This window comes from Corynebacterium mustelae, from assembly GCF_001020985.1.
Taxonomy (GTDB): Bacteria; Actinomycetota; Actinomycetes; order Mycobacteriales; family Mycobacteriaceae; genus Corynebacterium; species Corynebacterium mustelae.
On record NZ_CP011542.1, the window covers coordinates 1,552,046 to 1,565,671 of the forward strand.

General features: G+C 50.2%; 11 protein-coding genes and 1 tRNA gene. 6 read left to right on the forward strand and 6 right to left on the reverse strand.

Annotated elements, in window-relative coordinates; all coding sequences use genetic code 11:
* The first annotated feature begins 13 nt into the window (after positions 1-13).
* A complete protein-coding gene (locus CMUST_RS07165) occupies positions 14-775 on the forward strand; it encodes a sulfite exporter TauE/SafE family protein (protein ID WP_047261937.1) in 762 nt (253 codons plus the stop codon).
* Positions 776-838: 63 nt separating this feature from the next.
* On the opposite strand, the gene CMUST_RS07170 is transcribed toward CMUST_RS07165, so the two are convergent.
* From CMUST_RS07170 to CMUST_RS07190, 5 genes are all read right to left on the reverse strand, one after another.
* On the reverse strand, positions 839-1,591 hold the full coding sequence (locus tag CMUST_RS07170) for an amino acid ABC transporter ATP-binding protein (RefSeq protein ID WP_047263466.1): 753 nt from the start codon (positions 1,589-1,591) through the stop codon (positions 839-841).
* A 38-nt stretch (positions 1,592-1,629) separates the two neighbouring features.
* On the reverse strand, positions 1,630-2,559 hold the full coding sequence (locus CMUST_RS07175) for an amino acid ABC transporter permease (RefSeq protein WP_047261938.1): 930 nt from the start codon (positions 2,557-2,559) through the stop codon (positions 1,630-1,632).
* A 95-nt stretch (positions 2,560-2,654) separates the two neighbouring features.
* The gene (locus CMUST_RS07180; RefSeq protein ID WP_083987463.1) at positions 2,655-3,638 is read right to left on the reverse strand and encodes an ABC transporter substrate-binding protein; all 984 of its coding nucleotides are present in this window, start codon (positions 3,636-3,638) and stop codon (positions 2,655-2,657) included.
* Between the two features lie 318 nt (positions 3,639-3,956).
* Positions 3,957-4,889, reverse strand: a complete 933-nt coding sequence (locus CMUST_RS07185; RefSeq protein ID WP_047261939.1) for a DUF368 domain-containing protein — start codon at positions 4,887-4,889, stop codon at positions 3,957-3,959.
* Between the two features lie 102 nt (positions 4,890-4,991).
* Positions 4,992-5,065 (reverse strand) — tRNA-Leu (locus CMUST_RS07190).
* Positions 5,066-5,257: 192 nt separating this feature from the next.
* On the opposite strand from CMUST_RS07190, the gene polA reads away from it, so the two are divergent.
* Complete coding sequence (gene polA, locus CMUST_RS07195) at positions 5,258-7,954, forward strand: DNA polymerase I (protein WP_407921998.1); 2,697 nt, start codon at positions 5,258-5,260, stop codon at positions 7,952-7,954.
* A 154-nt stretch (positions 7,955-8,108) separates the two neighbouring features.
* Positions 8,109-8,978 (forward strand): hypothetical protein, encoded by an 870-nt coding sequence (locus tag CMUST_RS07200; protein WP_047261940.1) that lies wholly within the window; start codon positions 8,109-8,111, stop codon positions 8,976-8,978.
* 106 nt (positions 8,979-9,084) lie between these two features.
* Here CMUST_RS07200 and CMUST_RS07205 read toward each other — a convergent pair whose 3' ends face one another.
* Positions 9,085-9,723: a PepSY domain-containing protein gene (locus tag CMUST_RS07205; RefSeq protein WP_047261941.1), complete on the reverse strand. Its 639-nt coding sequence runs from the start codon at positions 9,721-9,723 to the stop codon at positions 9,085-9,087.
* Between the two features lie 599 nt (positions 9,724-10,322).
* Here CMUST_RS07205 and CMUST_RS07210 point away from each other — a divergent pair.
* The 3 genes from CMUST_RS07210 to CMUST_RS07220 all read left to right on the forward strand — a co-directional run bounded on the left by CMUST_RS07210 (position 10,323) and on the right by CMUST_RS07220 (position 13,544).
* The gene (locus CMUST_RS07210; protein WP_047261942.1) at positions 10,323-10,514 is read left to right on the forward strand and encodes an Rv0909 family putative TA system antitoxin; all 192 of its coding nucleotides are present in this window, start codon (positions 10,323-10,325) and stop codon (positions 10,512-10,514) included.
* Positions 10,515-10,961: 447 nt separating this feature from the next.
* Complete coding sequence (locus CMUST_RS07215) at positions 10,962-12,299, forward strand: amidase family protein (RefSeq protein WP_047263469.1); 1,338 nt, start codon at positions 10,962-10,964, stop codon at positions 12,297-12,299.
* Positions 12,300-12,449: 150 nt separating this feature from the next.
* A complete protein-coding gene (locus CMUST_RS07220; protein ID WP_047261943.1) occupies positions 12,450-13,544 on the forward strand; it encodes a hypothetical protein in 1,095 nt (364 codons plus the stop codon).
* The last annotated feature ends 82 nt before the right edge of the window (positions 13,545-13,626 follow it).

Here is a 13,626-nt window from a genome sequence, read left to right on the forward strand (position 1 = left end):
CGGCAACCTTATCATGCTCTCCGGTTTTAGCCTCGGCGTTGTTGTGTTTGTGGTCGTGTTCATTGGTTCGTTTCTCCAACGTGTCTCTGGCATGGGGCTTGGGCTTGTCGCGGGCCCAGTTCTTAGCCTGATCCTCGGACCTGTGGAAGGCATTTTGGTAGTCAATGTTCTGGCCGTCATTAATGCTGTGTTCGCTACGATTTCCGTGAGGAATCTCATAGAATGGCAAAAATTTTGGCTAATTAGTCCAATCCTTGTATTCGGAATACTTCCAGGGGCTTGGTTGGTGCGCACGCTTGAACCAGGTTTAATGCAGGCACTAGTCGGCATGATATTGCTGTTAGCCCTGTCGTTTGTCAGTTTTGGTTCTCAGTGTTTGCCGACCGTTTCAGGAAGATGGCCTGCAGCTTTTTCCGGATTAATAGCTGGTTTTACCAGTGCATTAGCTGGCGTCGCGGGTCCCGCCATTACAGTGTATGCCCAAGCTTCAAAGTGGGAGCAACGCAGTTTTGCCGCCACCTTGCAGCCAATATTTTTTGTTTCTGGTTTGATCTCGATTGTCGCGAAGGTCGGGTTCATCGGTTTCACCCCGATCACCACTACTAGCCCTGTGGTGTGGATTGGTGGCGTGTGCGCCATGATTGTCGGCATTTTCCTCGGGGTGAAGGCGGAAGCTTCCATACCTCGTACGAAAGCCCGGACACTTGCAGTCGCACTCGCTATGGCAGGCGGCGCGACTGCCCTTGTTCGTGGAATCCTGGCACTGATCAGTTAGCAAATTCAGGTACGTATCTAAGACCTAAGCGGTTAGTCGAATGTTGCTTGTGAGTTTCTGGGTTTAAAGCAGGCTGGAGAGAAACGCTTTGGTACGCTCATGCTGCGGATAATCAATCACCTCTGCAGGGGAGCCTGATTCGACCACAACTCCGCCATCCATAAATACCACTTGGTCGCTGACTTCCCGGGCGAAGCCCATCTCGTGGGTAACAACAAGCATTGTCATCCCATCAGCAGCCAACTGCCGCATGACTCGTAGCACTTCACCTACCAGCTCGGGGTCAAGTGCGGAGGTTGGCTCGTCGAAAAGCATGAGTTTAGGTTCCATGGCTACGGCGCGGGCGATGGCGACACGTTGTTGCTGCCCGCCGGACAATTGGCTGGGGTAAGCATCGGCTTTGTGTTTTAAACCAACCTGCTCCAGCAACTTCAACGCCTGTTGCCTCGCTTGTTCAGCTGGTACCCCTTTAACGTGAATGGGTGCCTCAATGACATTTTCAAGAGCGGTACGGTGTGGAAACAGATTGAAATTCTGGAATACCATGCCGATGCCAGAGCGCTGGCGCGCAGCTTCCTTTTCGGAAATCTCGTATAGGGTACCGTTTTTCTCCTTATAGCCGATTAACTCACCATCGACATAAAGCCTGCCGGCAGTGATCTTTTCTAGGTGATTTACACACCGTAAAAAGGTAGATTTTCCGGAGCCGGATGGTCCGATCAGACAGGTGACGGTGCCTTTAGGTACTTGCAGGTCAATCCCGTTAAGTACATCTAACCCGGAGAAAGATTTGCATACCTGCTGCGCGTCGATCATTAATGTTTCGGTTTCAGTCACGGTTGTAGCTTTCCTGATTAATCGTTCGGGTGGCGGGCTGGGGGTTCCGGAACCACATTAACGTTACGGGGCAGAGTACCTTCAGCATCAGCGAGTGCAGCGAGTTGGCGTTGCGTCAATTCCCGAGTAGCACCTTTTTCAAAATGCTTCTCCAGATAGTACTGGCCAACCATGAGCACTGAAGTTATGGCAAGATACCACGTAGCGGCTACAAGCAGCATGGGGACCGGTTCGAAAAGGCTATTGGCAATATCCATGGAACGGCCAAAAAGCTCACCGGCATAGGGGATCGCCACAACAAGGGATGTGGTTTTGAGTAGAGAAATAAATTCATTACCAGTAGGTGGAATGATAATACGCATAGCCTGAGGCAAAACGGTGCGCCGGATAGTCATCCACCAGCTCATGCCCAAGGCCTTGGACGCTTCAGTTTGCCCTTCTGGTACGGCCTGAATACCGGCGCGCACAATCTCTGCCATGTAGGCGGCTTCGTTTAAACCTAAGCCGATTACTGCAAGGAAGAACGCGTTTTTGAGAATTTCGCGCAGGTCGAGTTCGGTGAAACCCACATCGATTGTTTTGAAAACAACCCCCGCTAAACCCCAGAAAACCAATTGCACATAGACTGGGGTGCCACGGAAGATCCACAGGTATAACCATGCTAACCCGCGCAGCACCGGGTTAGGCGACATCCGCAACACAGCTAAGGTGCTGCCTAGAATGACACCTATCAACATAGCGAGAACCGTGATCGCTAGGGTGTGCATCGCAGCTTCAGCAATGCGGGTGTCAAGCAAATACCGGCGGTAGGTGGACCAACCGAAAGCCTCGTTTTGGGTGGCTGAATAGACAAACCACAGTGCTAATAAGGCAAGAATGATTGCGGCAACCCAACGGCTTGGGTGCGGCAATGACTTTGCCTGAATCGGTGTAGGCGTAGTGGTCATATAAGCACAATCCTTAAAGAATAACTAGATATGAAGATTAAACTCGCTTAGCTTGAACCGAAGCTAAGCGAGTAACACGTGTGAAATGAACGTGATTATTTCACAGGTTCACCATTAATCAACGCTTCGGACACATGTCCATCGGTGAGGCCCCATTGATTCATAATCGTGGCGTAATCGCCAGTATCAATCAGATGTTGAAGCGCAGCAGCCAACGCTGGAGCCAATTCAGAACCCTTCTTTACCGGCCATCCGTAATGGGCAGCATCAAAAATATCACCCGTTAAAGCGATGCGGCCATTGGAACGCTCAACAGCCCAGGCGGTGATAGGGGAATCAGCCGAAAAAGCGTCTGCCTTACCAAGGATTGCAGCATTTGCCGCCAAATCGGAAGTTTCAAACGCGATTTTATTAATTGGCTTCTTGCCGTCTTTTTCGCATTGCTCGGAACGGCGAGTGACATCTTCAGTATCGGAAACGGTAGTGCGTTGAACCGCGACGGTCAGGCCACAGGCATCGTCAGGATTGACTGGGTTATCTGGGGCAGAAGCCCATTGGATACCAGCATTAAAATAATTGACAAAATCATAGTTTTTGCGGCGTTCTTCATTATCAGTAAAGCCCGAAGCGCCGAAATCAACCGTGCCGCCAGATACTGCGGGCAGGATTAACGAGAAATCCTGATCGGATACGACAAGCTCTAAGCCCATGACAGAAGCTACCGCATGTGCCAGATCAATATCGAAACCGATGATATTGCCGCTTGGGTCTTTAAACTCCGCAGGCGCAAATGGGGGATTGGTACCGATAACGATTTTTCCATCCGCTGCAATATCTGCTGGAACCATAGCCGCAATTTCATCAACTTTGGCTGGTTTGATCTCTTGCCAACCTTCCGGAAGTCCGCCTTCTGCTGCTGGCAATCCGGCGGAATCAGTCGCTTCTGCACGAGCGGAACCGGAAGATGATGTGGAGGCACCTTCGGTGTTCGTAACACAACCAGTAACCAGAGCGGCAGATACACACAAAGTGGCTGCGAGTATGCGGGAGGAAGAGCGATGCAAGATACCTAAAGTCATGCGCATAACCGTATCATATTCAGGGGTATTCTGCCTAGAATGACCTCGGTCATTGCGCTGTGATTGCTGTCATTTTTCACCGAACTATGCAGATAAAGGCTAGTAATTGTGCACAACCTCGGATCGTATCCGCATCTTCAATGCCGAAGATCTTCGTATTTTAGCTATTTATAATATGCGTGTTGCTGAGGATGACACTGAATCCGGCAGCTTTGTTCCGGGCAGCTGATTAAGGTTATGCGGCTTCCATGAAGCCGCGTCGAAAAGTAAAAACCTGCATGACCACGACTTGTGATCATGCAGGAAAATCCTAGTGATTTAGTTGGTGCTTGCAACCGTGCCAGTCTTATCCGTAAATCTTTCCAAAACCATGATGCCACCAGCAATGATGCCGCCGAGTGCCATCATACCAAACAGCCATCCGATGTCATTGCTTGGAGGTAAGAGGCCAGTTGAGTCGTCTTGCCACGGCCAGAGAGCACGAAGCGACCCGAGCATGAACCCAGCCATCGTCATCATGGTCAGAGTGTGGTAATTGGTAATGAGGAATTTCAGCGTTTTAATAAATAGAGCCAAGCCTGTCATAGCGCCCAGAACAAATACTGCTATAACGACCATATTGCGTTCCGATACTGCGCCGATTACTGGTTGGTAAAGCCCCATGGACAGCAGAATAAACGAACCGGAAATTCCTGGTAATACCAAAGCACACACGGCGATGGCTGCGGCACCAAAAATAATAATGAGAGGCGGATTGGGCTTTTCCGCAGAGGTAATGCCTGTAAGGAAGAAAATCGCTACAGCTGCAATGAGGAACAACGCCATAGCAGCAAAACGGTTTTTAGCAAAATCCTGCTTATCGATCATCTTGATGGGAACGATCAGCGAAACCGCGACCATGCCCAGGAATAATGCACGAGAGGTTTGCGGACTGAATTCAACAAACCGATGCATCACGCCACTTAATGCCAACACGGTGCCGACCATGCCAGCACCGATGGAAGCTAAAAATACCCACTCCACTTTCGCTGCTGCCTGTTTGAAATTTTGCCGGTCAAAAACAGCGGTGCGCACTGCGTGCAGCAAGGCATCACCGTTGCGGATTGCGCGCTCATAAATGCCCGTCACCAGCGCCACCGTGCCACCGGAGACACCAGGGACCATCTCCGCCAGGCCAATCAGGCAACCAACAATAACATTGACAACGTGACTTAGCGGCGAATTTTTTGCCAACTTCTGCGTGTCTGACATTAAACAAGCACCTTACGGTCGAGGGAATTTTTTCTAGTAGCGTACGGATAAAAATAAAACTGCCTTTCACCCGTGCAGTTAGGCAAAAGACAGTTTATAGTGTGCCCCAGGTGAGACTCGAACTCACACTGGACGGGTTTTGAATCCGTTGCCTCTGCCAATTGGGCTACTGGGGCGCAAAGAAGATATTAGCCTAATGGGGAAGTAATGGTGAAATTAGCGTCATTATGTGGGCTTTTAATGGCGGATATGGCTTTTGCGGCCGCCGCTAACTACCCGTTAATTGTTTTGGCCTATGTGGATTGTCAATGAAAGATTGTCGATGCATTCCGCTATTCGGGTGGGGCTTTTCGCTAGACTGTTGGACTGTGACTGATGCACATAACCGACTCATGCTTATCGACGGACATTCCATGGCGTTTCGCGCTTTTTACGCGTTACCAGCTGAAAACTTCGCCACCTCAGGTGGGCAGGCTACCAACGCTGTCTACGGATTCCTTTCGATGTTGTCGAATTTGCTTAACGACGAAAAACCCAGTCATGTCGCGGTGGCGTTTGACATCGGCCGAAAAACTTTCCGCTCCGAATTGTTCCCGGAGTATAAGGCGCAGCGAGAAGAGACACCCGAGGCGTTTCGCGGACAGGTGCCGCTGTTGAAAGAAGTGCTCGCTTCGCTCGGTATTGTCACATTGGATAAAGAAAATTACGAGGCGGACGATATTATCGCCACCTTAGCCACCGCCGCGAAACCCTTGGGCTATGAAACTCTCATCGTTACCGGCGATCGAGATTCTTTCCAGTTGGTCAACGACACGACGACGGTGTTGTATCCAATGAAAGGGGTTTCGGTTTTGCACAGGTTCACTCCGGAAGCCATCCAAGAGAAATACGGATTGCAGCCAAACCAATACCCGGATTTCGCCGCGTTGCGGGGTGACCCATCCGATAACCTGCCGTCGGTGCCTAAAGTGGGCGAGAAAACCGCGACGAAATGGATTGTCCAGTATGGATCTTTGGAGAATCTTCTCAGTAGTGCAGACGAAATCAAAGGTGTTGTTGGTAGCAACTTGCGTGAGTGTATTGAACAGGTGCGGATGAACCGAACCTTGACTGAAATGGTCAAGGACTTGGAACTTCCTTATTCACCAGATCAATTGGAGTTGCGCCCGGCAAATGTCACTGAGGTTGCAGCTAAATTCGACGAATTAGAATTTGGTGTTAATCTTCGAGAACGAGTTCTTGAAGCAGTTCACGCAGACGGTGCCGTTGCTGCCCAAACGGTAGAAAACGCTGTATCTTCCACCATTGATTTGGTTCCGGTGGACAAGTGGTTAGCAGCTAGGAAAAAAGCTGCAGGCATCAAGACTTGGGATGCTACAGCACCTGGGATGGCGGTGTTTATTGAAGGTTCGGGTACGCCAGCTACGGGTGATGCGGAAGGTTTTGCGATCGTCGATCAGGATTTCCACGCAGTTGCTGGATCATTTGCGGAATTGACACCAGGTGAAGAAAAAGCTCTGGTGGAATACCTCGAATCGCAGGCACCGAAGTTTTTTCACGGAGCTAAAGCTCATTTCCATATGGTTGCTGGCCGGGGAATTGCTCTTAATGGGATCGCCCATGACACAGCAATCGCAGCGTATTTGCTTCGACCGGGGCAACGTACCTATGAATTAAAAGATGTTTATCAACGCCACCTCAAACGTCAGCTTGAGGTGGCGGAATCAGGTCAACTTTCTCTCCTGGATATTCCGGGCTCGGAGCACCTTGTTGATGCCGCTGTCGCAATTATGGAATTAGTACCCACCTTGGTTTCCGAACTGCAAGACATTGCCAGCTTGGAACTGTATCTTGACCTGGAACTGCCATTGATCTCGTCGTTGGCTGCAATGGAAGAAGCTGGCATCGCCATTGATGTGGCAACCTTGGAAGACCAACTGGAAACCTTCCAGCAGCAGGTAATTGAGGAAGAAGAAGCTGCCCGCGCGATCGCCGGAGACCCCGCGTTAAAACTCACCTCGCCGAAACAATTACAGGTGGTGTTGTTTGACACCCTCGGCCTGCCAAAAACAAAGAAAACTAAAACTGGGTATTCGACAGCGGCCAAGGAAATTGAGGCGTTGGCGGTCAACCATCCGCATCCGTTTTTGGATCACCTGTTGGCGCATCGCGAATACCAAAAAATGAAGACCACCCTTGAGGGGTTAATCAAAGCGGTGGGCAGTGACGGGCGGATTCACACTACTTTCAATCAGACGGTAACCTCCACTGGCCGGTTGTCTTCAACAGACCCGAACTTACAGAACATCCCAGTGCGTACTCCGGCTGGTCGGAAGATTCGTTCCGCCTTTGTGGTGGGGGAAGGCTATGACAAGCTGCTTACAGCCGACTATTCGCAGATTGAAATGCGGGTGATGGCGCATCTATCCGCCGACCCAGGTTTGGTTGAGGCCTACCAAAAAGGTGAGGACCTGCACAATTACGTGGGCTCCAAGGTTTTTGAAGTGCCAGTCGATGAAGTTACCCCGGAGCTGCGTCGACGTGTTAAAGCGATGTCTTATGGTTTGGTGTACGGACTTTCTGCTTTTGGGTTATCGCAACAACTAGGTATTTCGCCAAGTGAAGCGAAAAACATTATGACTGCGTATTTCGAACGATTCGGTGGTGTGAAACGCTACCTAGACGAGGTTGTGGAAAAAGCAAGGAAAGACGGGTACACGGCAACGCTGTTTGGTAGGCGGCGCTATCTGCCTGAGCTAAATTCCGACAACCGGGTCGCCCGGGAAAATGCTGAGCGTGCAGCGCTAAATGCGCCGATTCAAGGAACCGCCGCCGACATTATCAAAGTAGCCATGTTGCGGGTGGACCGTGAGTTGAAGAAGATCGGCGCCAAGTCGCGGGTTTTGCTTCAGGTACACGATGAATTGGTTTTAGAAGTTGCCGAAGGAGAATTAGACCACGTGCGCGAGATTTTAGAGACCGAAATGGATTCTGCGATCTCTCTATCTGTTCCGCTAGAGGTATCCGCAGGGGTAGGAGATAACTGGGACGAAGCTGCCCACTAGAAGTTGGGGTTACAGGTGGCGTCGAAAAGCAACTATTTTCCGCTTTTCGACGCCGCCACTAAGATCTGGACGGTGAAGATCAGAGCCAACGACACGTAGACACGTAATTCCGATGTAATGTCCATGACCGTGCAAGCACATATCAGAGGTTTCAATGGCGTCTTTTACCCGAAGCAAGGTATCCACGGAATCGACAACTGCTAACTTCACAGATGCCGAGTTCGCGAAAATATGGCCGAAGCCATTGGAAGAACGTAAAACTACACCATCTTCTGCGCTTGTCGATATTAGATCCGGCGATGACCCGCAGAATAAAACAGCGATCCGAGTGATTATCAAATTATCTGATAATCCAGATTGTCAGTACGATATAGACTCACCTGCCGCATTGTCACAGTGGAATGACCATGCCGAAATTAGCACCCGACGGCTGTCGGTTGCCCACGTGGCTGGCCGCCATGAGGGGGCTAAACCAACGTTATTATGGCGGCGTAATGGCTGGATGGAGAAAGATTGTTTTGGTCTCAATGACTACCCAATCATGTCTGCTGAGATTCCAGTACTTACGGAAGTTTCTATAGCAATGCTGGCTTTCCTGGCAATTGGTACTCCACATAACCAGGTATCTAGTGCTCAGGTCACCGTACTGAAGGCAGTAAGAGCGCAGAGGCTACCATTATCACAGGTACGTGTCGCAACTTCGTTTTTGTTGAGATTTCCCCATTGGAAACCTGATACGGCAGTTCGAATTTTCCGTAAGAATCCCAGTGCACTCCCACATCTGTGGCCGATGTTGACAGAATGTTTGAATTACGCGGCAACAACCGTGGTTGCTGAAGGTTCGCTACCAGGATGGCTATCTGAAGTAATGTCGGTTATCTACGACAGCCAGCATATTTTGGTGGAAGCTACCAGACGAGGTTACATCGCAGCATCGGAGTGGAAAAGTTTGAAAACCATCGTAACCGTAAATCAGGATACGACCGCAGTCATTCAAGCCCAGGAGATGCTTTCCGCTTTCTGATGATTGCTTGGACGTCCTGGGGTTTGTCTTGAGGCGGTTGGATTTCCCAATTGCCATAAGAAAAACGCCCCGCGTTCTAATGCGAGGCGATCGAGTGCGTAGGACCTTATTTCGCTGGGATTTCTACGCTTGGTAGGTCTGCGTGGGTGTCGGCGTCGTCTAGCTCAACATCCCAATGCAGGCGGCCATTATCGTCATCTAGGTCGATGGAATCAATATAGGCGTTATTGTGATCAGAAAGCGCCTGTGCAGCGGCTTCCTTTGCCGTGACTGTTGCCTCAGCGGCCATGCGGACATCTTCAGCAAGATCGTCGCCATCGTCATCCATGTTGTCTTTGACATTGCCATCTTGGTCAACATGGATGCTCTTGAACGCGCCGTCGATGATCATATCCACCTCGGTGTGGTGGTCATCATCGGAGCGGTCAGCGTTGATGACCACCGCGTTGGGGTTCTTTTCCAGTGCGATGTCGATCGCGTTGAGAACCTGGTCATCGGATGTAGCTGCGGTCATTTTGTCATCGGCTTTGTTCATAGCGCTGGCACCCGCGTCTTTAGCCTTATCCACAGCAGACGCTCCTGCATCTTGAGCAGATGATACGCCGGAACCAACTTTTTCTGCTGCAGACGAGGCTGCCGCTGGTGCGTCGGCGCGCTGGGAGTCGGTGCATGCTGCAAGGGCTGGAAGCGCAAGGGCGGCAACTGCGGTGCCTACAAGAATGCGGTTACGGAAAGGTGAAGTCATATCAACTGCCTAACTTAGATTGCGTGACATTCATAGAAGAATGTGTCACTAGATTCGAACAAAGAACATCTTACCGACGTTTTTTGGAACCAGCCATAGCTGTTTAGTAGGCTGATATTTCTGTGTTTTTGCTGGGGGAGCAGTTGCTTTAGCTAAAATAACGTGCATTACTCCTGTTAGATCGCATTTGTGATATGTGTACAGCAAAGCCCAGTTCAGGAATCTGCTACTGATGTGACACAATTTAATTCATGTATTGCTTTAGCTTTTCTAAGTTCCGTCTCGCATGCTGTCGTCGTAAATTGCTGTTGTGCGAGACAGTTTCGGCTGTAAGCGGTAAGGCTTTTCAAGGAGATGGTCTTGTGTCAGTATTCCCAACTGTGATTGGGTGAAGTTTTAGGGCAGCGCTGTACCACATGGAAGGAAACAGCTGCTTGGTTGCAGGCTCGAGTTTATAACGTATGTGCAACAGTTTCACATGTTTTTCTTCGCAAGTTACTTAATTAAGGCTAAGTTTCGTGATTCGTGGGTTTTGGTGGGTTAGTATGTGAAATCGCGTGTTTTGATTGCACATTTTAGTTTGTAGAGAAAGGTCAACAATGAGCTTTATTAAGAAGATCAAGAAAGTTCTAAAGCTTACTGATAACGAATACGGTGAGCAGATTACAGACAGTGCTTTGGATGGGGCTACCAGTGTTGCAGAATCCGTCGCTGGTGAAGAGCATGCAGACAAGATCCAATCCGGCCGTGAATTTATTGACGGTAAAATTGGCCAGAAAGATGCGCAGTAACCCCACAGCTCGACTTATGTAAGGTGACACTGATGGAACAGTTTTCTTGTTCTGGTGTCACCTTTTTTGCGTGGCGTACTCGACTTGCGCCAGCGGGATGCTGCATTACACAACAGACAGCCGGCGCGATGCTAGAAAAACGAGCGGACGGGCCACAACTGTCGATTTGGTGATCTGCGAATAATTAGTGTGTATAGTGCGCATCGCTAACGCCGAAAGCTACTTTGCTTTTCGACGCTCAATCCCGTTTAGACTGTGGTGACCAAGTTACGCGGCGCCTTAGGTGTGGAAGTGGGGTAAGGGATGTGCTTGTTATGGAATTGAGGGATCTTGTGAACCCTGATATCTGAAATTATTGCGGTTAGCTTTACTATTGAATGCAACGGATCTACGGGAGCAATAAACAAGCCGGGAGGCGTGATGGGCGCAGCGTTAAACTGGGCGGCAATGGATGCCACTGATTGGGTTGGTACTGATGACGTGGCCGGTGGGGTTGAGCATTGCTTGGCAGTGATCGTAGAAAAAGACAAACAGATTAACGCTTTTGAACACGTCTTTGCGGAGTCAGCTCGCAAACGGGCAGCGAAATTGGACAAACTTTCTCCGAAAGATCGTGGACCATTGCATGGATTACCGGTAGCTATTAAAGCGGAGAACAACGTTCTCGGTGTGCCTACCTCTTTTGGCACCCACGCTAATATCACCCCGCCTGCGGTGGAAAGTGCGGTGGTGCGGAGGCTACGTGAGGCTGGTGCCGTTATTATCGGCACAACTCGGATGCCGGAATGTGGCGCGTGGCCGGTGACGGAAACAGACCGGGTTATTAGCCGCAATCCGCTTAACACTGATTTTAGTCCAGGTGGATCTTCTGGTGGCTCGGCAGCTGCAGTTGCTGCGGGCATGGTTCCGGTTGCAATCGGAGGTGATGGTGGCGGTTCGATCCGTATCCCGGCAGCCGTGTGCGGATTATTTGGGTTGAAACCGCAATTGGGGCGGATTTCTGTTGCCCCGTATCCGCACTTGTGGCATAACTTGGGAGTGGTTGGACCTTTAACCAAATCGGCTCGGGATTTGCGGTTGCTATATAGGGTATTGGCGGGAAATGAGCCGACCGACCAGTATCCGGCGGCAGCCCCAATGGCTGAAAACATGTTATGTGTTGCGCCAGCGCCTCGGTTGCGAATCGGTACTGTGATGAAAGCTTCATTTCCTGGAATCGCTGTTGATAAGGTGCACCGAGATGCGGTAGCCAAAGTGGCGTCATTATTGGATGGCGAAGTGGTTGCCGAGGTCGATTTACCTAAGGTTACTGGTACTTTTATCCCGTTGTATTACGCTTCGATTGCTGGTGAAGTTGAGTACATGGAGCATCCGGAAGATCTGGATAGTAAAACGAAACAATTAGTTGCGTTTGGTAATGCGGTCCCGAAGCCGGTGGTGTCGCTACTAAAGAAACGAAGTATTCAACATGCAGCAACAGTTAATGATCTTTTCGCGCGGTTTGATTTGCTCATTACCCCAGTAATCGCTCCCCGGCCAGCACCTGCGGGTTTTCTTAATGGCATATCTGCGGTTAAAGCTCAACTAAAGTCAGCTCCGTATGCCGCTTTTACCGCTTTATTTAATGTGACAGGGCACCCTGCCATGAGCGTTCCAGTGGGATACTCTGCTGCGGATGGGCTTCCGGTTGCGGTGCAACTTGCCGCTGCGGAACACCAGGAGAATCTACTCATTGATGCAGCCGAATATATTCATGACAAGCTTAAAGATAGAACATGGGGTTAAAAACTACACCAGTTAAAAATAGGTTGCGGCCACATTGAAAATGACCACTAGCGGATTTTCGCATGGGGAAATTTTTGCGCTTTTGCAGCATGCGTCAAGACACGGTGCGCACTTTTATGGGAAACACAAGAATACGACATGGGGTATCGGATGCTTAGTTCGCGTGACGCCATCTTGCAGTTAGATCGTGAGCTTGCTGCGTTGGGGTGGAAGGAAGCGAGGGTAGAACAAGCAGCGGCTTTGCCATTGGGCTCAAAAGAATTCCAGCAGCAAGTCGCGTCCATCATGTATCTTCATGACGACCTTCCTTATGGTTTTCTCAGCGACGACTATAACGTTCGATACATATACGGTTTACGCTTAGAAAAAGAACAATACTTCTTGCGGTATTGCAGGTATGACGGTCCACCTGAAATTGTCAAGGACATCGTTTCTCGTTGGGATCTGCCTGATATTCAACGCTTTATCCTCAACTCTTGTTACGGTGAGGGTGATTTTTCCCTTCCTCTCCGCAACGCCGATATTGCGGCAATCATGCTAGTAAACGACCCTGATCTAGGTTTTGACATACCGCGTTGCCAGGAGTATCTCCACGGGTGGGTATCTGTTGCCGCAAAGGTCATAGCAAAACTCGACAAAGTTGAAAATCCCAATAGCCTCACATTGCCCACGCGGGAAGAACTTATGCCACGCCTTCAAGAGCATATAGCTGCAGCTTTAGAACAAGGCATTCCCCCGTGGGAGGCGCTGGGCTATCTTCTTATCCATGTGAGCAAGGAGGGCCTTTTCGATCGAGCCAGACTCATTGGGCTTTTCCTCAGCAGTATTGAACGAGCACCACGGGTTTTTCTCCGCCACACGATGGTTAACATGTTCAAGGAAAACCTCGCAGTTACCGATGCCGAACTATATGAGCACCGACATATCCTCATTCCCCATTTGGTGGCGGGGGATCTGTTTTTTGTGAAGTCGTTTGGCAGGTGGCTTCTCCCACTCCTTGAGGGTGCCGAGCTGGTTGCCGCCGCCACCGGCGCATTGGGAGTGAAAAATGATGCTAGAAAGCGAGAGATCCTTCAGATTCTTCTTGATTTCGAGCCACCACCCAAGGTGACCCCAGAACTTGCCGCGTGTGTGCGTTTTTTGCTGAATTCCCCTCACCGTGATGGTGCCAAATGCGCGAAGAAATTAAGCCACGCGTGGGGGATTCCCGCTGAACCGGACTACACGAAGCGAGCATCTCACTGATTCTCCCGCACCTTTTGCGCCCCGCCACCCACTGTCCCGAAAATCCCCTCCACGGATTACCACCACACCACGCCTCAATAAA

What these genes read in the sequence shown, in the direction of transcription:
- CMUST_RS07170 (WP_047263466.1), bottom strand. Translation starts at nt 1,591, where the DNA reads ATGATCGACGCGCAGCAGGTATGCAAATCTTTCTCCGGGTTAGATGTA.
- CMUST_RS07180 (WP_083987463.1), bottom strand. Translation starts at nt 3,638, where the DNA reads ATGACTTTAGGTATCTTGCATCGCTCTTCCTCCCGCATACTCGCAGCC.
- CMUST_RS07215 (WP_047263469.1), top strand. Translation starts at nt 10,962, where the DNA reads ATGGATGCCACTGATTGGGTTGGTACTGATGACGTGGCCGGTGGGGTT.
- CMUST_RS07175 (WP_047261938.1), bottom strand. Translation starts at nt 2,559, where the DNA reads ATGACCACTACGCCTACACCGATTCAGGCAAAGTCATTGCCGCACCCA.
- CMUST_RS07210 (WP_047261942.1), top strand. Translation starts at nt 10,323, where the DNA reads ATGAGCTTTATTAAGAAGATCAAGAAAGTTCTAAAGCTTACTGATAAC.
- CMUST_RS07205 (WP_047261941.1), bottom strand. Translation starts at nt 9,723, where the DNA reads ATGACTTCACCTTTCCGTAACCGCATTCTTGTAGGCACCGCAGTTGCC.
- CMUST_RS07165 (WP_047261937.1), top strand. Translation starts at nt 14, where the DNA reads ATGCTCTCCGGTTTTAGCCTCGGCGTTGTTGTGTTTGTGGTCGTGTTC.
- CMUST_RS07220 (WP_047261943.1), top strand. Translation starts at nt 12,450, where the DNA reads ATGCTTAGTTCGCGTGACGCCATCTTGCAGTTAGATCGTGAGCTTGCT.
- CMUST_RS07200 (WP_047261940.1), top strand. Translation starts at nt 8,109, where the DNA reads ATGGCGTCTTTTACCCGAAGCAAGGTATCCACGGAATCGACAACTGCT.
- CMUST_RS07185 (WP_047261939.1), bottom strand. Translation starts at nt 4,889, where the DNA reads ATGTCAGACACGCAGAAGTTGGCAAAAAATTCGCCGCTAAGTCACGTT.